This is a genomic window from Lysinibacillus sp. NPDC093216, from assembly GCF_050280325.1.
In the GTDB taxonomy this organism is placed as follows: Bacteria; Bacillota; Bacilli; order Bacillales_A; family Planococcaceae; genus Lysinibacillus.
On record NZ_JBNNVB010000004.1, the window covers coordinates 133136 to 151027 of the forward strand.

A 17892-nucleotide genomic window follows, 5' to 3' on the forward strand; every position below is an offset into this window, starting at 1 on the left:
TTTTATCTTTATTCTCCTTTTGGACGAATAAACATAGCATCACCAAAGCTAAAGAAACGATATTTTTCTTCTACAGCTTGATGATATGCACTTAAAATTGTTTCTTTTGTTGCAAGCGTACTAACAAGCATTACTAGGGTAGACTTTGGTAAATGGAAGTTTGTGATTAAACCATCTACAACAGTAAATTCATATCCCGGATAAATGAAAATAGACGTCCAACCTTGTTCTGCTCGCACTTCGCCTTCATATTTAGAGCCGATAGTTTCTAATGTACGTGTAGAGGTTGTACCAACTGCAATCACTTTTCCACCATTACTCTTCACTCTATTTATGATAGATGCGGTTTCTTCCGTTACACTATAAAATTCTGAATGCATTTCGTGATTTTCAATTGAATCTACACTTACAGGACGGAAAGTTCCAAGTCCCACATGTAAAGTGATAAATACAACTTCGACCCCTTTTGCTTTTACTTGCTCAAGTAATTCTTCTGTAAAATGCAAGCCAGCAGTCGGTGCTGCAGCTGAGCCACGCTCTTTTGCATAAACGGTTTGGTAACGATCCTTGTCCTCTAATTTTTCACGAATATATGGAGGTAGTGGCATCTCACCAAGTTGCTCTAAAATTTCATAAAAAATCCCATTATATTTAAACTCAAATGTACGCCCACCATGATCAAGCTCTCCTGTACAAGTAGCTGTCAGTAAGCCATCTCCAAATGTTACAACTGTGCCGACTTTTACACGTTTAGCTGGTTTAACAAGTGTTTCCCATTCATCCGTACCTGCCATTTGCTTTAATAGCAGTACTTCTATATGAGCACCAGTTTCTTCTTTAACGCCCATTAAACGCGCTGGTAAGACTCTTGTATCATTTAACACAAGGCAGTCTCCCGCTTGTAGCTCATCTAAAATATGAGCAAAATGATGATGCTCTACATTTTGTGAGCCTGGCGTCACTACCATTAAACGACTAGCTGTTCGGTCCAAAAGTGGTGTTTGTGCAATAAGCTCTTCTGGCAATTCAAAATCAAAATCTTCTACACGCATGAAAATACTTCCTTCTTCTAGGTTTGTTGGGGATACTCATATCCAAAATGTTCGTAGGCTGAATGTGTTGCCACACGTCCACGTGGCGTACGTTGTATAAAGCCAATTTGCATCAAATATGGCTCATATACATCTTCAATCGTTACGCGTTCCTCGCCTATAGATGCTGCCAGCGTATCTAAGCCTACAGGGCCACCACGGAAGCGCTCAATCATATTGGTCACAAGTTTATGGTCAATATGGTCAAGTCCTCTAGGATCGACTTGTAATAGCTCAAGCGCTTGCTTAGCAAGTCCCTCCGTTATCATACCATCTCCGATCACCTGTGCATAATCTCGCACTCGTTTTAGCAAACGGTTAGCAATACGGGGTGTACCACGTGAGCGTGTCGCCATTTCAAGTGCTGCTACTTGCTCAATCTCAACATCAAATAAATGCGCACTACGTACAACAATTTCTGCAAGTGACGTATTATCATAATACTCCAACCTCAATAACACGCCAAAGCGATCCCTTAAAGGTGCTGATAATGCGCCAGCTCTTGTTGTGGCACCAACGAGTGTAAATGGCGGTAAATCTAGTCGTACAGAACGCGCTTCAGGGCCCTTACCAACGACAATATCTAAACAAAAATCCTCCATCGCAGGATAAAGCACCTCTTCTATTGCACGAGGCAGGCGATGTATTTCATCGATAAATAGCACATCCCCTGGTTCCAGTGAGCTTAAAATAGCTGCTAAATCTCCAGGGCGTTCAATCGCAGGGCCGCTAGTCATGCGCACATTGACATTCATTTCATTAGCAATAACAGCAGCTAATGTAGTTTTACCAAGTCCAGGCGGTCCATATAACAGCACATGATCTAAACTTTCCTGACGAAGCTTTGCCGCTTCAATGAAAATTTGTAAATTCTCCTTTACCTTATGTTGACCAATGTATTGTGCTAATCTTTGTGGCCGTAAAGATAATTCAAACTGTTCATCATAGCTACCTGCCTCACTAGCAATCATACGTTCAGACATGTACTTCCCCCCCTTTCACTATTTTAACTTTAATAGCAATTGTAAAGCTTGTTTCATAAATGCATCTGTTGTTTCAAGCTTGTCGTTTTCTTCGAGCTGTGGACGTATTTTTTCCAATTCTTTTTCAGAATAACCAAGTGCCATTAAGGCAAGAATAGCTTCTTCAAGCTCATGTTTATATGGATTCACACCAAATAACGGTAGCTCATCTTCTGTACTTGGCAGCTCAATTGTCTCCAACAATCCGCCAAGTTTACCTTTTAAATCTAGAATCATTTGACGTGCCGTTTTCTTACCCACACCAGGAAACTTTACTAAAAACGATTCATCTTCTCGTTCAATGGCACTGATAACCTGTTGCGGATTCCCAGTAGCTAAAATAGCAAGTGCACCCTTCGGTCCAATTCCTGATACTAAAATAAGTTTACGAAACAGCTCTCGTTGGTCTAAACTTGGAAAGCCATATAACACTTGTGCATCCTCACGTACATGCAAGTGAACAAAAATTTGTTGTTCAAGGGCCGATGTCCGGAACGCAAATGGATTTGGTGTATTAAGCTGCCAGCCAATCCCTTGCTGTTCAAGGACGATATACTCCGGAGTTATACGCTTTACTTGTCCTTTTAAATAATCATACATTCTATAATCCCTCACAATCATCGTCTTCGATTATAGCATATTACGAACGAATGCTCGACTATAAGAAATAACACAAGTAGTCGTTCACATACAAAAATGACCGCCAAAAGACGGTCATTTCTTTATCATTTTATCAATATCGTACCACAGTTTTGGCCAATATGTGAGAGCCCGTTTTGTAAATGGCACTAAATAATCTAAAAATACCAGCTGTTGATTTAATGGTAAATCCGCTGCAAAAAGCCATTCACGTAATAGCTCATTTGGATATTTTAAACGATGTAGCTTTCTTTTATCTAATCGTTTCAACTCTGGTAGCTCAGCAAATATTTTACCAAGGTCATAATCTACGGCAGGCAATACACGATGTAACCATAAAATGTATTCATCATCTGCTTCCCCAAGGTGAGCCAAATCAAAATCAATTAAACGTAATTCCCCATCTGAGCACCATAAAAAATTATGATGGACGACATCTCCATGTAAAAGCGTTGTTTCTTTTTCAGGTACATCTTCCTGAGCGATTAGCTGTAACGATTTCTCACTATAATGTAAAATTTGATTGATTTCTTCCTTTGTTAAAAATGCACGAAATTCATTCCATCTGCTTTTAAAACGCATATGGCGCATTTGCCATTTTAAAAGCTGTGAATAGGTGTGCAAACCTGGCACCCGCTGCCAAGCAATTTTTTTATTTGTATCATGTAATGTATTTAATAGCTTTAGTGATTCCTTTCGATCCTTTTTATATGCAAAATTAGCACTATGACTTCCTTCTTGCCAATCTTGCACGATTAAATACTCATCTTCACTTTTCATTAAAGGTAAGATCAACGAGGGCTCCAGATGTCCAAGTCGGCGATGAATAACCCTTACCTTTTCTGCTATTTCTATCTGCTTTGCTCGTTTCACAAAATAATTTTTGGATTGATATTTATACTTCCAAATATTAGGCTTTACTTCTTCGATAATATACGCTTTTTCACCATCGATAAGGCGTCATCCCGCCTGGAGAAAAGTGCGGTGACATCCATGGTCCTACCGAAGCATGTGGCATATGGCAATGTGAAGGACACGGCATTGGGCATGGTGGTGGACATGGCGGCGGACAACAACATGGGTCCATTTGCCAAGTCGGCATCATGACTGGTTGTGCGTGACAACCACATGGCTGTTCCATTTCCGGCATCATTTCCGGCATTGGCTGATATTCTGGATTCATAGGGAAGAATGGAGATGTACTAGATTCTAAGAACTCCTCCGCCCCAGCAACTTTTTCACAACCCATTTCACATGATGGTTGCTCTGGCATTGTATAAGCCTCAACTTGCGGTTCCATTGGCATTGGCATTGGCATTGGCATCGGCCAATACATATGATGATGCACTGGCTGATGGCAGCTTGCACAATGTGGTACTGCTGGCATTTGTGGCATTTGTGGCATGATAAAAATCGGTTGTGGCATTGGTGCTGGTGGTTGCGCCATCGGTTGGGCTACAGGCTGTGGTGGTGGTTGAATTTGAATTGGAGATACAGTTTGTTCTACACTTGGCATGACAACGTTTTGATTCCAGCTAAGCTCAACAGGCGCTGGCTGAGGCATCGGCATTGGCATTGGATAAGGAATTGGAATCATCTGCGGTTCTGGCATTGGTGGTGGTGGTACAACAATTGGTGGTGGCGTTGGTCTTTGAACCTCTTTTTCTTTAACGTGCCTTGTAGGTGACTCCTTGTGCATATGTTCTTTATGCATGTGCTCCTTATGCCCCTCTTTATGGGATTCTCTATGTCCCCCCTCTCTATGCATTCCCCAATCTGTTTCTCGATGATGTTCTCTATGTGGTTCTTTGTGTATTTTTTCAGGTAGGATAATTTCCATGCCCGGTACAATATAATCTGGATTAGCAAGATGGGCATTAAGCCGCTTTAAATCTTCAAACGAAATTCCGTACTCTTTCGCAATCTTCCACAACGTGTCTCCCTTTTGGACAATATGAATACGCAATTTTTTCCTCCCTTCCTCTCTTCGTATCATATGTTCAATGTTTCATTTGGATACAAAAATTTCACGCATGTTGGAAATGCTTCATGGTACACTAGTTTTAAGGAAAACTGCTTCCTTTATTACAAGCAGAGGTGATCTCTTATGAAAAAAATGTTAGGCGAAGAACGCCGACTGCAACTCCTAGCACAACTTAAAAAAAGTACAGCACCTATAACGGGGACGGACCTAGCTAAATTCGCTAATGTTTCTAGACAAGTCATTGTCAATGATATGACATTATTAAAGGCTAGAAATGAACCTATTATTGCAACTAGCCAAGGATATCTTTATATGCATCAGGAACAATTACAACAAACTGTTGAACGTACAATTCCTTGCTTCCACTCTGCTGAGGATGCAGAAGATGAACTTATAACAATAGTTGATTGCGGTGGTACAGTAAAAAATGTTATCGTTGAACACCCAATTTACGGGGAAATTACCGCATCCATTATGGTTTCTAACCGTCATGAGGTAAAAAAATTTATTCAACGCGTCAATGAAACACAGGCAAGTTATTTATCCGAACTAACAGGTGGTACACATCTTCATGTTATTTCTGCTCCTTCTGTTGACATTTTAGATTTAATTGAACTTACTTTGCAAAAAAAGAGCTATTTAGTTGTAGATCAATAATGTAACAAATTTTTATTGAATTTAAATGATTAACTTGAATTATCATTTAATTTTTATGAAGCTTATTTCATTTGTTCCATATTCATATTGAACTTACTATTGCAATTTCAACCAAAAGAGCTATCCACTTGGATAGCTCTTTTGTATGTCAATGAAATTAAGATATTAAAGTATGGCTCTGCGGCAAAATGAGGGGGGATTTCCGTCCGCTGAAACAGGAAGTGAGTAGCATGAAACGGAAATCATCCTCATTTAAAGCTCCAACATTCACAAAGAATTTCTTGGCCATTTTGTTTTTCAATACTATGAGCTATCCACTTTAATTGGATAGCTTCAAAGCTAGAGAAATCTATTTCGTTGTGAAGGTGTTGGCAATAAACATACTTCTTTTCGTCCAAAAAGACGATATCTATTTTTTGCAAATAACCGATACATTGTATTTCGTATAGATGGAGGAATCATGATCAAAATATAACAAACAGGCCAAAAACTATCTAATCTCCTACAGATTTTAAGTGCTGCCGTGGATTCAAAATATACCTTTCCCTGTTCAATTAATATGACACTATCAATATTTTCTGGTACTTCGTATTGTGCAAGTAATGCCTGCCCAGCTTCACTTTGAATGGACGCGAATTGAAAATACGCTGCTTGATCATATTTGATAATAAATTGCACACTGCTATCACAAAAATTGCACACTCCGTCAAATAATATAATGCCGCCCATACTGATTCCTCCTCGTCAAGACGAAATTGATTACTCGTCTGATGTTCGATAAGTAAAGTATGTACCAAGTGATTTCACCTTGCAACCAAGTGCAGCTAGTTCTTCCATAGCTCCACGCATCATAGGCTCCTTTTCATCTGCTAAAACATCAATCATAAAGAAATAATCACCTAAGCCTGTTTTTAATGGTCGTGATTCGATTTTACTTAAATTTAATTGTCGCCATGCAAATACTGATAATACTTGATGTAATGCCCCTGAACGGTCCGTTGGTAATGTAATCATGAAAGTTGTCTTCGCTTGTCCATCAGATAATTCTTGCGGCAATCGTCTATTTTGCTTTGATAATACGAAGAAGCGTGTATGGTTAAAATGGAAATCATGAATATCAGGTTGAACGATTTCTAAGCCATATTTAACTGCCGCCGCTGCATTTCCAACTGCCGCAATGCACTCGTTTGGATTTTCGGATACAAATTTTGCCGCTGCTGCTGTTGATGTTGTTTGATGTAACGGAGCATGGCTGAAGCGATAAAATAAATATTTATGACATTGGGCTAGAGCATGTGGATGTGAATAAACTCCTACGATTGACTCCCAATTGTCCTTCTGCTCTTTATTTACCATTAAATGCTGCTGTATTTTTAACTGAAGCTCACCTGTAACATATAAGGTCGCCTCATGAAATAAATAATCAAGCGTTAACGATACAGATCCTTCTAAAGCATTTTCCAGTGGTACAACTGCTAAATCTACCTTCCCCTTTGCTACCGCTTCAATACATTCTGGAATTGTAGAACAAGGGACAAGCCACTCATTCGGAAAGGTTGCCTTTGTTGCTAAGTATGTAAATGATGCCTCAGGTCCTAAATATCCTATTCGTTTTTCCCATTGTTGCTCTGTCATTACATGTACCTCCTTAACTACAACTTGTAGCTTTTGATTTTATATTTAAATGGCTCATCACCATAACGTGGGGTTGATTTCCGTGCCGACTGCGCGCTTTGTTGTTGCTGTCGCTTCGCTTTCGCACAGAGCAGAGCTCCGATGAGCCGCTTGGGGCAACAGATGTTTTTTGCGCGAAAGCGTAGTGCTAACGAAGCGTCAGCAGCAGGATGTTGGTCACGAAGGCGTTATCACAGGACGTGATGTTCTTAGCCTTCGTTCCTCTATTGCTGATCCCCAAGGAGTCGCGCAGTCTCAACTTCTCCCTAAATTTCACTAATGAAAAAATTCGGAATTTTCAATCCGTGAAATTCACTTTATATTTCTACATCAAATGTTAGGCAAAGGCATAATGTGAAGCTTTCCAAAATGCTCCGGCGATTGCCGCACCTCTTAAATCAAATTATAGAATTTTTTGTGATAGTCTTTATTTTTTGTTATAGAATAAGGAGCTGTCCCATGAAGTGATCATTTCATCACATGGGACTGCTCCTTTTGAGCTTATTTACATTCTGTCAAAAATTCAAACTTGCTGTCAGTCATTACAATGCACCAGAACTAATTACTTCCGCTGACTCTACAAAATCTAAACGTTTAAGTTGCTGTATTAAATCATCCAGTTCACATGTCATACTAGTGACATCTAACGATAATGTAACATTCGCACGTCCTTGAATCGGTATTGTTTGATGGATAGTCAGTACATTGCAATGCGTAATTGTCACTGTTTCTAAAAGCTTTGCAAGTGTTCCTTTACGGTCCTGAAGCTGTAAAAAGACTGTTAAAATGCGTTCCTGCACAATTGAATGAAAAGGAAATACAGCATCCCGATATTTGTAAAACGCACTACGCGATAAATCCACCTGCTTTACCGCATCCCAAATGGAAGATACCGAACCACTTGAAAGTAAGTGTTTCGCCTCCAAAGTTTTTTGCATAGCATCCGTTAAAACATCTTCACGAACTAAATAATATCGCTGATTCGCAACATTCTTCATACGCTTCCCCCTAAAACCTATTCTTAGTCGACAAATTCAAATTCGAATTCCAATAAGCGTACAATATCACCATTTTGTGCACCACGTTCACGTAATGCTTCATCGACGCCCATACCACGTAATTGGCGTGCAAAACGACGTACACCGTCCTCGCGGCTGAAGTCTGTCATTTTGAAGATACGCTCAATCGCATATCCACCAAGAATGAATGTACCATCAGGATCACGAGAGATTTCGATTGAATCTGCTTCAGATTGGTGTTTGTAAAGTACCGTTGCATCTGATTCTTCATCTAGATCGTCGAATAATGGGAATTCAGGAGTCACTTCCAGTAAGTCGGCAATTTCAAATAATACCGGCTTTAAACCTTGGCGAGAAACCGCTGATACTGGGAAGATTTTCGCATCTTCGCCCACTTTTTCACGGAAAATTTCTAAGTTTTCCTCTGCATCTGGCATGTCCATTTTATTTGCCACAATAATTTGTGGACGTTCTGTTAAACGAAGATTATATTGTTTTAGCTCATCATTGATTGTTAAGTAATCTTCATAAGGATTGCGCCCTTCCATACCCGACATATCAATTACATGTACGATAACACGTGTACGTTCAATATGACGGAGGAATTGGTGACCTAGACCAACACCTTCGTGCGCACCTTCGATTAAACCTGGTAAATCTGCCATTGCAAAGCTACGATGATCATCCGTTTCAACCATTCCTAAGTTCGGTACGATTGTAGTGAAATGATAAGCACCTATTTTTGGCTTTGCCGCAGAAACAACAGATAATAATGTTGATTTACCTACACTTGGGAAGCCAACTAATCCTACATCTGCTAGTACTTTCAACTCTAATATAACATTTAATTCTTGTCCTGGCTCACCTTTTTCAGAAAGTTCTGGAGCAGGATTGGCTGGTGTTGCAAAGCGGGAATTCCCGCGGCCACCGCGACCAGCTTTTGCGATAATCGCTTGTTGACCATGCTCGACTAAATCCGCAATAACAACGCCTGTTTCTTCGTTCATTACAACCGTGCCCGGTGGTACTTTAACGATTAAATCATCTGCACGTTTACCATGCATCCCTTTACTCATACCATGCTCACCACGGTCAGCCTTGAAGTGGCGTTTGTAGCGGAAATCCATTAACGTTCGCAGACCTTCTTCAACTTGAAAGACAACATTCCCGCCGTGACCACCATCGCCACCAGCTGGACCACCATTCGGTACAAATTTTTCACGACGGAAGGCTACCATTCCATCCCCACCGTCGCCACCTTTTACATAAATCTTGACGTGATCGACAAACATTTAATTCACTCCCTGCTTGCACTCAATACATATATCCAAGACGCATTTGTCTCTTCCACTGTTTGAATGTCTAATTGTTTCAAACCTTTTTCGGTGAATGCATCAGCACTCCATAGCCCATTTAACGTGAATGTCACGGCAAATGTATGATCGTCAACACGTACATCGAGCACTAATCTCTGCTCTGTAAATGGATCTAATGTATCATAAACATGCATAACTGTTTTGTTTAAGTAATCTACAACTTCCGAATCAACTGTATTTGTGACAGACATTTTTATGTCACCGCTAAGCTTCATTGGTAATGAAGGATAGCGCCAACCTGCTGTTTGCAGCCATTCGATTGTTTGCGGTAATTGTAGACGATTAAGGATAGAAAGTACTTGTAATTGTTCTGAATAATTTTGAATAAGTTTTTTTGATTCATCAATTCTACCTAAATCTAAATTCATGCGAATAAGCTGAAGCTGATTCACATAATCATGATTTGCAAAACGTATTACTTCACTAATGGTTAGTGATTGATTGTTCATCCCATTCACTCCAATAAAGTTATCCTTACTAGTATAACAAGTTTTGCTGTATTTTTCCCTTAATTCTTCAATCAATTATGCCGAGGCATAATTGTTGCTGTCGCTTCGCTTTCGCACAGATAAAACCTTGTTGCTGTCGCTTCGCTTTCGCACAGATAAAACCTTGTTGCTGTCGCTTCGCTTTCGCACAGATAAAACCGTGTTTCTGTCTCTTCACTTTCGCTACGAAAACACTTGTAGCTGACGCTTTGCTTTCGCTACCAAAACCATTTGTAACTGACGTTTCACTTACGTTACATAAAACATTTTGCTGAAAGAAATTGAAATTTAGCCAAAAAAAGGACTGCAATAAATGCAGTCCTCCGCTTTATGTTATCTTTTTAAAAGATTAAGCTTCTTGTGATGCTGGGTATACAGATACTTGTTTGCGATCGCGACCTAAGCGTTCGAATTTAACAACGCCGTCAACTTTAGCAAATAGTGTATCGTCACCACCACGACCTACGTTTGTACCAGGGTAAATTTTTGTACCGCGTTGACGGTAAAGAATTGAACCACCAGTTACGAATTGTCCATCAGCACGTTTAGCACCAAGGCGTTTTGACTCAGAGTCACGTCCGTTTTTAGTAGAACCTACACCTTTTTTCGATGCGAAAAATTGTAAGTCTAAAGTTAATAATAATTTCATTCCGTTCCACCTCCTACTTGGTTGTAGTTGATTTGGATGTATTGTCCGTAATTTTGCACCATCGAATACACTTGGGCAGTCATTACTTGGACAATTAACTGTAGTTTCGCATCAATCTCAGGCTCTAATTCTGATGGTAAGTTTACCTTAAGATAGCCTCCACCTTCAGCAGCTTGTTCGATTTCTGGCTGTAATTGTAATAGTGCATAAATAGCATTTACTGTACCAATGGCAATTGTAGATGCTCCAGCACATACTAAATCCTTACCAGATTCATCGTATTCTGCATGTCCTGAAAATTCAAATGCTGACACATGTCTATTTTCATCGTGATGAATCGTAACTTGTATCATTCGCTACACCTCACAATTAAGCGTTGATAGCTTCAACAACTAATTTTGTGTAAGGTTGACGGTGACCTTGTTTACGACGGTAGTTCTTTTTAGCTTTCAATTTGAAAACAACGATTTTTTTCGCACGGCCTTCTTTAACAACTTTAGCTGTTACAGTAGCGCCTTCTACGAATGGAGCTCCAACTTTAACGTTTTCGCCACCAACGAATAAAACTTTATCGAAAGTTACAACCTCGTCAGCTTCTACACCTAATTTTTCAATATAGATTTCTTGACCAGCTTCTACTTTGATTTGTTTACCACCAGTTTCAATAATTGCGTACATTTTACTGCACCTCCTCTTAGACTCAGACTCGCCTGTTTATAAAGGTGATCCTAGGATACTTAAACCTTTCCAGTGCGGTTGCAGTAGCACAGGTGCTACAAACAATAACATTAAAATATTACCACAAGATTTTTTTTAAGTCAATCTATTCATTACATATTTCTCGAATGCTAAACGATATTTTCGATACTTCCATTCCTTTAACGCTTGAAGCCATATAAATAAACATAAAATTGCTAAAAAAATAGATTGTGGGAGGTAACATAAAGTTACCATGAATAGTATAAAGGCGATTATAAGAGAAAACCAGTAATAATATTCAAACGCACGAACACTTGGAGTGAATAAAAATAAGCATGCTAAAAATATTCTACCACCGTCCAACGGAATAATCGGTAAAACATTGATTGCTAATAGCACAAGTTGCACATTAATAAATTTAGTAGCAAGCAGTTCTGGCATAAAAAAAGCGAGGCCAATCCCCAATATTGTAGCGATTGGTCCCCCTAAGGCAATCCAAAGGAGTGACGTTGCAGGCACAACCGCTGGATTTTCAAATTCTATTTCCCCTCCGTAAGGTGTAATAACGCATGATTTCACCTTAACACCACAAAGCATTGCCGTTAACAAATGACCAGCTTCATGCCATAATAACGAAGATAAAATAATGGCGTAATAAGCAATTTGACCAGTAAAAATCATTAAAAATACGAGAGGGATACATAGAAGATGCAGTTTAATTTTCATTGGACGCCGCTGTTTCAAGCCATTGTACAATCTGCTCTAAGCTATATTGTGTTTTATCTTTTTCAATCGAAATATAGAGTTGTCCCGCCTCTTTCATGCCGATTAAATCGTTTGCCTGCACCGTTGTATATGGAAGTTGTGCTAAACTATCCAGCATCCCATAGGATACTGTTGTACCATCATCATAGCTTATTGTCATTGTTTTACCGGTATATTTAGTATGGCCGGTAAAAACGACAAGACCATTCTTTCCAGCATAAACCGGTAGGCCCATGTCATATTGCAATAAAAAACCTTCCTTAAAAACTTGCGCATTGGCAAATGATAATAGTTCAGTTTGCCCAACATCACTCGAAACTAAAATTGTTGTATCTTCTTTATTTAGCCAACTTTGCCCGAGCTCACTTAAGTAGGTTAAATCTGCTGATGTTGTAACAAGTTTTCTCACAGGTGTTTCCAATACACCTTGATCCTCTAAACGTATTACAAGCATAATTGCAGCCACAAGCAGTATCGTGACCAACCATTTCCATTTTTTAAACAAGCCCTCATCCTTTTTTCACACTATATGAGATTGCATGTCCATTCATGCACAAGAAAAAAACCTTCTCGTACAAATGCACGAAAAGGCTGATGATTATTTAGAAAATAACGCTTTTAGTTTTGAAAATACACCTCTATGCTCATCTTCAATTGCCATAAGTGGCACAGACTCGCCAAGAATTCGACGGGCAATATTACGATAGCCTAGAGATGCTTTATTAGTAGGATCCATTACTACCGGTTCACCTTTATTGGATGATGAAATAACTCCTTCATTATCTACGATGATCCCTAATAAATCGATAGACAAATGTGTTGTAATTTCATTAACATCCAACGTATCACCGCTTTTCATCATATGCTGGCGAATGCGGTTAATAATTAGTTTAGGTGCAGTAATTTCTTCCTGTTCGAGCAAGCCAATAATTCGATCTGCATCACGCACGGCAGAGATTTCTGGCGTTGTTACAACAATTGCATGATCTGCACCAGCAACAGCATTGCGATAGCCTTGTTCAATACCCGCTGGACAGTCTATTAAAACATAGTCATAGTCCCTTTTTAATTCTTCTACTAAGCTCTTCATCTGCTCAGGTTTAACAGCATTTTTATCTGTCGTTTGAGCAGCAGGTAATAAAAATAGTTTCTCATCTACTCGTTTATCTTTTATTAACGCTTGATGAATCTTACAGCGTCCTTCAACAACGTCTACTAAATCATAAATAATCCGATTCTCAAGACCTAAAATTACGTCCAAATTACGAAGTCCAATATCAGTATCTACTAAACATACTTTCTTACCTTGTAGAGCCAATGCAGTCCCCAGGTTAGCCGTTGTCGTTGTTTTTCCGACACCGCCTTTACCTGAAGTTATGACGATCGCTTCTCCCACACTAGCTACCTCCCTTAGACACATTTAATAATGGTCGAATATTTTTTAACGCGTTTATTTGATCGTACGTAATGCGCCCATCATAGCCAATAAATGCACAAGTCATCTCTTCATGTTTAATAGCTTTTACATGCTCGTCCGACATTGCCTGAACCTGATCAGCAATCATAATATGTGTGGCTTCAAAAAGAGATGCTGCAATGATTGCCTCCTTATTACCATGAACGCCAGCATGCGCAATTCCCTTGAGTTTACCTAGGACATACACATTGCCACCCGCTTCTACACGTCCGTTCGGATTGACATTCCCTACGATAATAATATCTCCTGACGAACGCAGAACTTGACCCGATCTGACCACACCAATATATGTATCTTGTTGACTTTCAATCCTTTTCTGGTTGCTTTCATGGACAGTCAGTACTTCACTTTGCACCTTTGAAACAATTAGTTGCTCTGTTTCCTGAACAATTTTAATAAGCTCTTTGATTTGTTCATCAGAACAGTATCGATAGCCCAAATATAATTGTACATCTACTTTACTATCGATACCGCTTTCTGACACTTTCTTTTTAAGCTCTTCTACTAAATCGACATATGCACATTGATCGTCTAAATGAAGAACAAATCCATCCTTTGTCCCCTTCATATTAACTAACTGTTTTTTCATGAATGCCTCACCCCACGTTGCTCTTTATTAAGAAACTTCACGTGCTCTCTGTAAGACACGCGCATTTATTAGATACTTAAAGGCCCAACCAAGAATCATTAAAAATAGTGCATTAGCAATGATCGTTGGCAGCAGTCGTGAACGTAAGAAATCCGATAATGGGATCGTTGTAAAGTCGATAAGATAGAAGAATTGATAGAGTATAAATTCTAAAATTGCTACTAAAACAACCGAAATCGTCGTTGTCACAACTAAGTGCTGATGAATAACTTTCACAATAGACCCTGCTAAAAAACAAATAAGCGGAAACAGTACTGAATATAATCCAATAATATCAATGTAAAACACATCATACAAGACACCAAAAAAAAGTCCATACATTACCGCTCGCTGACGGCTGTAATAGATGGAAATAAATATTAAATATAAGATTAAAAATCTCGGAACTAAATAAAAGATTTGCCCTTTCACTTCAATCGGTGAAAACATAGCAAACTCTGGTTCTACCAAAAATAGTAAAACTGCCACAGAGGGGATGAGAAACCGAACCATTATTCCGCCTCCTCTTTACCCTTTTGTGGATGTGTTAAATCCTCGTTCGATGTATTACCATCAGATCCGTCTATTACAGTAGCGGAACGTTTAGCAATAACAACATAGTCTAAAATTGAAAAATCAGCAGATGGTTTTACATAAGCCATTTTTGTTAAGCCAAAATCATCTGTACTTACTTCAGTTATTTCTCCGATTGGCACATTTTTAGGGAAAATACCGCCAAGTCCTGATGAAACGACTTGCTGACCCTTTTTAACTGTTAAACTTGAATCGATTCGCTTCATGATGAGTTCATTACGCTCTTTATCATAGCCCTCGATTAAACCGTATGCTTGTTTATCTCCTTGAACCATCGCAGAAACACGATAGTTTGGATTATTTGTATATAAAAGCTCTACCTCAGAGGTGAAAGGTGTCACTAAAGTAACTTTACCGACTAAACCTTTTGCTGTCATAACTGCCATATTTTTTTCTACACCGTGTGAAGATCCTTTATCTAAAATGATCTTTTCTTCCCACTGGTCAGGATTTCTAGCAATAACTGTGGCATGAATCGGATCATAAGCTTTTAAGCTTTCCGATTTGTCCGTAAGCTCTTGAAACTTTTTAATATCAGCTTTCAAGTCCGATGCCTCAGCCTGTACGGCTGCAAATTCATCTAAGCGTGCTTTTAAACGTTTATTTTCTTCGTACGTGTTTAAGAGGGAATCAATACTATTAAAAACACCAGTAATATAATTCGCCGGCTTCGCAACAATAGATTGTGCGACGCCGACAGTGTCTTTAATAATTTGCTCTGGTAAAGTTGCATTCGTCCGTTCACGTAATGAGAAGCTAATCAATGCCACAAGAAAAACCATGCCCACGAGTAGCAAAATTAATTTCTTATTGAAAAAAAAATGTGGCATTGCCTAAACCTCCTTACCCTTTAACTTGTTGTTGACGAATTAAATCAATATGTTCTAGAGCCTTACCTGTACCAATAGCAACACAGTCCAGTGGATCTTCTGCGATAAATACTGGCATATTAGTTTCTTGGCTAATAACTTTGTCTAAATTCGTTAATAGCGCACCACCGCCTGTTAGTACAATTCCGCGTTCCATTACGTCTGCAGATAATTCAGGAGGTGTTTGTTCTAGAGTTTTTCGAACACCATCAATAATAGATGCTACCGCTTCACGTAAAGATTCAGAAATCTCCTGTGAAGAAATTTCGATCGTTTTTGGTAAACCTGTTAAAAGGTCGCGTCCTCTAATTTCCATTCTTTCTTCTGGACCCTCAGCCAATGCTGTACCAATTTCCATTTTTACTGCTTCCGCAGTACGTTCACCAATTGTTAAGTTATATGATTTACGAATATACGAAATGATGGATTGGTCCATTGCATCCCCGCCAACACGCACGGATTCACTTGTTACAATACCACCTAATGAAATAACCGCTACCTCTGTTGTACCACCACCGATATCAACGACCATTGACCCTGTTGGATCCCATACTGGTAAGTTCGAACCGATTGCTGCTGCAAATGGCTCTTCAATTGTAAATGCTTCTTTAGCACCTGCTTGGCGAGCAGCATCAATAACCGCACGTTGTTCAACCGATGTAATACCATAAGGCACACAAATCATAACATTCGGTTTTTTCCAGTTACCGCCAGAATTTTTACAAGCTTCTTTTAAATAGTATTCTATCATTGCTGTAGTAATATCAAAATCAGCAATAACGCCATCTTTCATAGGACGGATTGCTACGATTGACCCAGGTGTACGACCAATCATATTTTTTGCATCATTACCAACTGCAACAATATCTCCCGTTTTTGTATTTTTCGCTACAACTGAAGGCTCGCGTAAAACGATTCCCTTCCCTTTAATAAACACTAATGTATTCGCTGTGCCAAGGTCGATCCCGACATCTTTACTTCCTAATCCAAACAATTTGTGTACTCCCTTTCTATTTAAGCCATACTTTCGTTGACATCAACTACACCCAGGCGTATTTACGCCCCAAGCCTCTATCTTCATTCACTCAGTGTTAGACACCTACTGAAAAAAAACTACACACTCATTTATCTCACACCTGTTGGAGTAAGAGTCTTTTTCTGAACAAAAATAAAATCATACCGTTCATTATAACGGAAAAACGCAAGAATTTGTAGTGCCACATACCTCTTCTCGCGGAAAAGATACTATTTTAATTCCCACCCAAACAAAAATAGTACGTATAGATTAGCATATAATTTTTATTCTTGTAAGACAACGTGTAATAGGCTACCAATTTTTGTGAATATTATAGACATTTTTCTACGAGTACAATAACGTTTTCTAAAAAAAAAGGTTCGCTTTTATTTTTGGCTTTTCGCAAAAAAATACAAAATATTTATTTATCAATTATGCCTTGGCATAATTGCGTCCGGAATCGGCCGGAGGCTTTAACTTCTTTCAGCGGGTGTTTGGACACACTCTGAAAAGTAACTTAAATTCGCATTCATCTCACCACCTATAGAAGTAGGTGACTTCTGCTGAAAGAAGTTAAAATAATAAAGCGATTTGATTCTTCACTAAATTTTGGAAACAAAGAACACTGTAAGGCTTCCCGAAATGATTCGGCAACTGCTTTACAATTCTAAATCGTGTAAATCTCGCATAACCCCCCTAAATTTTCCATCAAAAAAACTCTGCAAAATTTATTGCAGAGTTAAAAGTATCCTTTTTCTTTCAAACTAATGAACTGATGATCACCGATGATAAGATGATCTATTAAATCTATGCCTATAATATAACCAGCCTCTAAAATTCTTCTCGTCACTTCTATATCCTCTTCACTAGGTGTTGGAACTCCGCTAGATAGCAATAGGTAAGGCTTTGAAGTAATCTCTACCTTTTCCCCTGCTCCACACCGTGCATGCAACTTTCATCGCACACGGCATTCCATCGTTTGCCTTCTATTTCATTTATCTCAATCTACTAAGTTTTCGCTCAAGGTCTATCACGCTCCAATCATGGCTCGTGACCTTTTTAGTCATCCTAGAATCCTTGAAATGATTGAGTTGAAATAGTTTAGACGAAACGACTTGAGGCTATTGTTCCATTTCCATTACAGAAACTTCATTACTCCTGCCTCTACTCTCACTATCATAAAAGGAAGTTATAGATACATTCCTTTCCTTCCTAACACTTCATCGAGTGTGTACTCTTCATGTTG

General features: G+C 39.0%; 23 protein-coding genes, 1 pseudogene and 1 other annotated feature. Of the genes and pseudogenes, 2 read left to right on the plus strand and 22 right to left on the minus strand.

The window, feature by feature from the left end:
- Window positions 1-8: 8 nt before the first annotated feature.
- The 5 genes from queA to ACQKOG_RS06815 all read right to left on the minus strand — a co-directional run bounded on the left by queA (window position 9) and on the right by ACQKOG_RS06815 (window position 4718).
- Complete coding sequence (gene queA, locus ACQKOG_RS06795; RefSeq protein ID WP_370075417.1) at window positions 9-1052, minus strand: tRNA preQ1(34) S-adenosylmethionine ribosyltransferase-isomerase QueA; 1044 nt, start codon at window positions 1050-1052, stop codon at window positions 9-11.
- 17 nt (window positions 1053-1069) lie between these two features.
- Window positions 1070-2074: a Holliday junction branch migration DNA helicase RuvB gene (gene ruvB / locus ACQKOG_RS06800; RefSeq protein ID WP_370075418.1), complete on the minus strand. Its 1005-nt coding sequence runs from the start codon at window positions 2072-2074 to the stop codon at window positions 1070-1072.
- Between the two features lie 18 nt (window positions 2075-2092).
- The gene (gene ruvA / locus ACQKOG_RS06805; protein WP_370075419.1) at window positions 2093-2713 is read right to left on the minus strand and encodes a Holliday junction branch migration protein RuvA; all 621 of its coding nucleotides are present in this window, start codon (window positions 2711-2713) and stop codon (window positions 2093-2095) included.
- A 114-nt stretch (window positions 2714-2827) separates the two neighbouring features.
- A complete protein-coding gene (locus tag ACQKOG_RS06810; RefSeq protein ID WP_370075420.1) occupies window positions 2828-3625 on the minus strand; it encodes a phosphotransferase in 798 nt (265 codons plus the stop codon).
- A gap of 70 nt (window positions 3626-3695) precedes the next feature.
- Window positions 3696-4718, minus strand: a complete 1023-nt coding sequence (locus tag ACQKOG_RS06815) for a LysM peptidoglycan-binding domain-containing protein (protein WP_370075421.1) — start codon at window positions 4716-4718, stop codon at window positions 3696-3698.
- Between the two features lie 141 nt (window positions 4719-4859).
- On the opposite strand from ACQKOG_RS06815, the gene ACQKOG_RS06820 reads away from it, so the two are divergent.
- Window positions 4860-5393, plus strand: a complete 534-nt coding sequence (locus tag ACQKOG_RS06820) for a transcription repressor NadR (RefSeq protein ID WP_370075422.1) — start codon at window positions 4860-4862, stop codon at window positions 5391-5393.
- Window positions 5394-5732: 339 nt separating this feature from the next.
- Here ACQKOG_RS06820 and ACQKOG_RS06825 read toward each other — a convergent pair whose 3' ends face one another.
- Window positions 5733-6122 carry a thiol-disulfide oxidoreductase DCC family protein gene (locus ACQKOG_RS06825; protein ID WP_370075423.1) on the minus strand — a complete coding sequence of 130 codons (390 nt, stop codon included), beginning with the start codon at window positions 6120-6122 and terminating at the stop codon, window positions 5733-5735.
- Between the two features lie 30 nt (window positions 6123-6152).
- Entirely contained in the window at window positions 6153-7028 is an 876-nt protein-coding gene (gene pheA / locus ACQKOG_RS06830) for a prephenate dehydratase (protein ID WP_370075424.1), read from the minus strand.
- Window positions 7029-7197: 169 nt separating this feature from the next.
- On the opposite strand from pheA, the gene ACQKOG_RS06835 reads away from it, so the two are divergent.
- Window positions 7198-7347 (plus strand): hypothetical protein, encoded by a 150-nt coding sequence (locus tag ACQKOG_RS06835; RefSeq protein ID WP_370075425.1) that lies wholly within the window; start codon window positions 7198-7200, stop codon window positions 7345-7347.
- Window positions 7348-7609: 262 nt separating this feature from the next.
- Here the strand turns inward: ACQKOG_RS06835 and ACQKOG_RS06840 are convergent, their stop codons facing one another.
- The 15 genes and pseudogenes from ACQKOG_RS06840 to ACQKOG_RS06910 all read right to left on the minus strand — a co-directional run.
- Entirely contained in the window at window positions 7610-8065 is a 456-nt protein-coding gene (locus ACQKOG_RS06840; protein WP_053484814.1) for an ACT domain-containing protein, read from the minus strand.
- 23 nt (window positions 8066-8088) lie between these two features.
- Window positions 8089-9378 carry a GTPase ObgE gene (obgE, locus tag ACQKOG_RS06845; protein ID WP_370075426.1) on the minus strand — a complete coding sequence of 430 codons (1290 nt, stop codon included), beginning with the start codon at window positions 9376-9378 and terminating at the stop codon, window positions 8089-8091.
- 5 nt (window positions 9379-9383) lie between these two features.
- Window positions 9384-9911, minus strand: coding sequence for a Spo0B domain-containing protein (locus ACQKOG_RS06850; protein WP_370075427.1), 528 nt, complete (start codon window positions 9909-9911; stop codon window positions 9384-9386).
- Window positions 9912-9978: 67 nt separating this feature from the next.
- On the minus strand, window positions 9979-10260 hold the full coding sequence (locus ACQKOG_RS06855) for a hypothetical protein (RefSeq protein ID WP_370075428.1): 282 nt from the start codon (window positions 10258-10260) through the stop codon (window positions 9979-9981).
- A 39-nt stretch (window positions 10261-10299) separates the two neighbouring features.
- Complete coding sequence (gene rpmA / locus ACQKOG_RS06860; RefSeq protein ID WP_132356986.1) at window positions 10300-10599, minus strand: 50S ribosomal protein L27; 300 nt, start codon at window positions 10597-10599, stop codon at window positions 10300-10302.
- Entirely contained in the window at window positions 10596-10952 is a 357-nt protein-coding gene (locus ACQKOG_RS06865) for a ribosomal-processing cysteine protease Prp (protein ID WP_132356987.1), read from the minus strand. The genes rpmA and ACQKOG_RS06865 overlap by 4 nt, the downstream gene beginning before the upstream one ends.
- Window positions 10953-10968: 16 nt before the next feature.
- Complete coding sequence (gene rplU, locus ACQKOG_RS06870; protein WP_323647589.1) at window positions 10969-11277, minus strand: 50S ribosomal protein L21; 309 nt, start codon at window positions 11275-11277, stop codon at window positions 10969-10971.
- Between the two features lie 14 nt (window positions 11278-11291).
- Window positions 11292-11367: a sequence feature (ribosomal protein L21 leader region), on the minus strand.
- Between the two features lie 45 nt (window positions 11368-11412).
- Window positions 11413-12024, minus strand: a complete 612-nt coding sequence (locus ACQKOG_RS06875) for a stage IV sporulation protein FB (RefSeq protein ID WP_370075429.1) — start codon at window positions 12022-12024, stop codon at window positions 11413-11415.
- Window positions 12014-12568, minus strand: a complete 555-nt coding sequence (locus tag ACQKOG_RS06880) for a peptidoglycan DD-metalloendopeptidase family protein (protein WP_132356989.1) — start codon at window positions 12566-12568, stop codon at window positions 12014-12016. The genes ACQKOG_RS06875 and ACQKOG_RS06880 overlap by 11 nt, the downstream gene beginning before the upstream one ends.
- Window positions 12569-12661: 93 nt before the next feature.
- Complete coding sequence (minD, locus tag ACQKOG_RS06885; protein WP_370075430.1) at window positions 12662-13459, minus strand: septum site-determining protein MinD; 798 nt, start codon at window positions 13457-13459, stop codon at window positions 12662-12664.
- Between the two features lies 1 nt (window position 13460).
- The gene (gene minC, locus ACQKOG_RS06890; protein WP_370075431.1) at window positions 13461-14129 is read right to left on the minus strand and encodes a septum site-determining protein MinC; all 669 of its coding nucleotides are present in this window, start codon (window positions 14127-14129) and stop codon (window positions 13461-13463) included.
- 27 nt (window positions 14130-14156) lie between these two features.
- Window positions 14157-14681 carry a rod shape-determining protein MreD gene (gene mreD / locus ACQKOG_RS06895; RefSeq protein WP_370075432.1) on the minus strand — a complete coding sequence of 175 codons (525 nt, stop codon included), beginning with the start codon at window positions 14679-14681 and terminating at the stop codon, window positions 14157-14159.
- Window positions 14681-15592: a rod shape-determining protein MreC gene (gene mreC, locus ACQKOG_RS06900; protein WP_370075433.1), complete on the minus strand. Its 912-nt coding sequence runs from the start codon at window positions 15590-15592 to the stop codon at window positions 14681-14683. Before mreC ends, mreD begins: the two co-directional genes overlap by 1 nt.
- Before the next feature lie 13 nt (window positions 15593-15605).
- On the minus strand, window positions 15606-16625 hold the full coding sequence (locus ACQKOG_RS06905; RefSeq protein ID WP_132356994.1) for a rod shape-determining protein: 1020 nt from the start codon (window positions 16623-16625) through the stop codon (window positions 15606-15608).
- Between the two features lie 760 nt (window positions 16626-17385).
- Window positions 17386-17532 (minus strand): annotated as a pseudogene (locus tag ACQKOG_RS06910) (JAB domain-containing protein); the annotation flags it as partial.
- Window positions 17533-17892: the final 360 nt, after the last annotated feature.

Coding starts and splice junctions, on each gene's coding strand:
- ACQKOG_RS06865 (WP_132356987.1), bottom strand. CDS start 10,952: ATGATACAAGTTACGATTCATCACGATGAAAATAGACATGTGTCAGCA.
- ruvA (WP_370075419.1), bottom strand. CDS start 2,713: ATGTATGATTATTTAAAAGGACAAGTAAAGCGTATAACTCCGGAGTAT.
- rpmA (WP_132356986.1), bottom strand. CDS start 10,599: ATGAAATTATTATTAACTTTAGACTTACAATTTTTCGCATCGAAAAAA.
- ACQKOG_RS06875 (WP_370075429.1), bottom strand. CDS start 12,024: ATGAAAATTAAACTGCATCTTCTATGTATCCCTCTCGTATTTTTAATG.
- ACQKOG_RS06825 (WP_370075423.1), bottom strand. CDS start 6,122: ATGGGCGGCATTATATTATTTGACGGAGTGTGCAATTTTTGTGATAGC.
- ruvB (WP_370075418.1), bottom strand. CDS start 2,074: ATGTCTGAACGTATGATTGCTAGTGAGGCAGGTAGCTATGATGAACAG.
- rplU (WP_323647589.1), bottom strand. CDS start 11,277: ATGTACGCAATTATTGAAACTGGTGGTAAACAAATCAAAGTAGAAGCT.
- ACQKOG_RS06840 (WP_053484814.1), bottom strand. CDS start 8,065: ATGAAGAATGTTGCGAATCAGCGATATTATTTAGTTCGTGAAGATGTT.
- ACQKOG_RS06850 (WP_370075427.1), bottom strand. CDS start 9,911: ATGAACAATCAATCACTAACCATTAGTGAAGTAATACGTTTTGCAAAT.
- mreC (WP_370075433.1), bottom strand. CDS start 15,592: ATGCCACATTTTTTTTTCAATAAGAAATTAATTTTGCTACTCGTGGGC.
- mreD (WP_370075432.1), bottom strand. CDS start 14,681: ATGGTTCGGTTTCTCATCCCCTCTGTGGCAGTTTTACTATTTTTGGTA.
- pheA (WP_370075424.1), bottom strand. CDS start 7,028: ATGACAGAGCAACAATGGGAAAAACGAATAGGATATTTAGGACCTGAG.
- minC (WP_370075431.1), bottom strand. CDS start 14,129: ATGAAAAAACAGTTAGTTAATATGAAGGGGACAAAGGATGGATTTGTT.
- queA (WP_370075417.1), bottom strand. CDS start 1,052: ATGCGTGTAGAAGATTTTGATTTTGAATTGCCAGAAGAGCTTATTGCA.
- obgE (WP_370075426.1), bottom strand. CDS start 9,378: ATGTTTGTCGATCACGTCAAGATTTATGTAAAAGGTGGCGACGGTGGG.
- ACQKOG_RS06820 (WP_370075422.1), top strand. CDS start 4,860: ATGAAAAAAATGTTAGGCGAAGAACGCCGACTGCAACTCCTAGCACAA.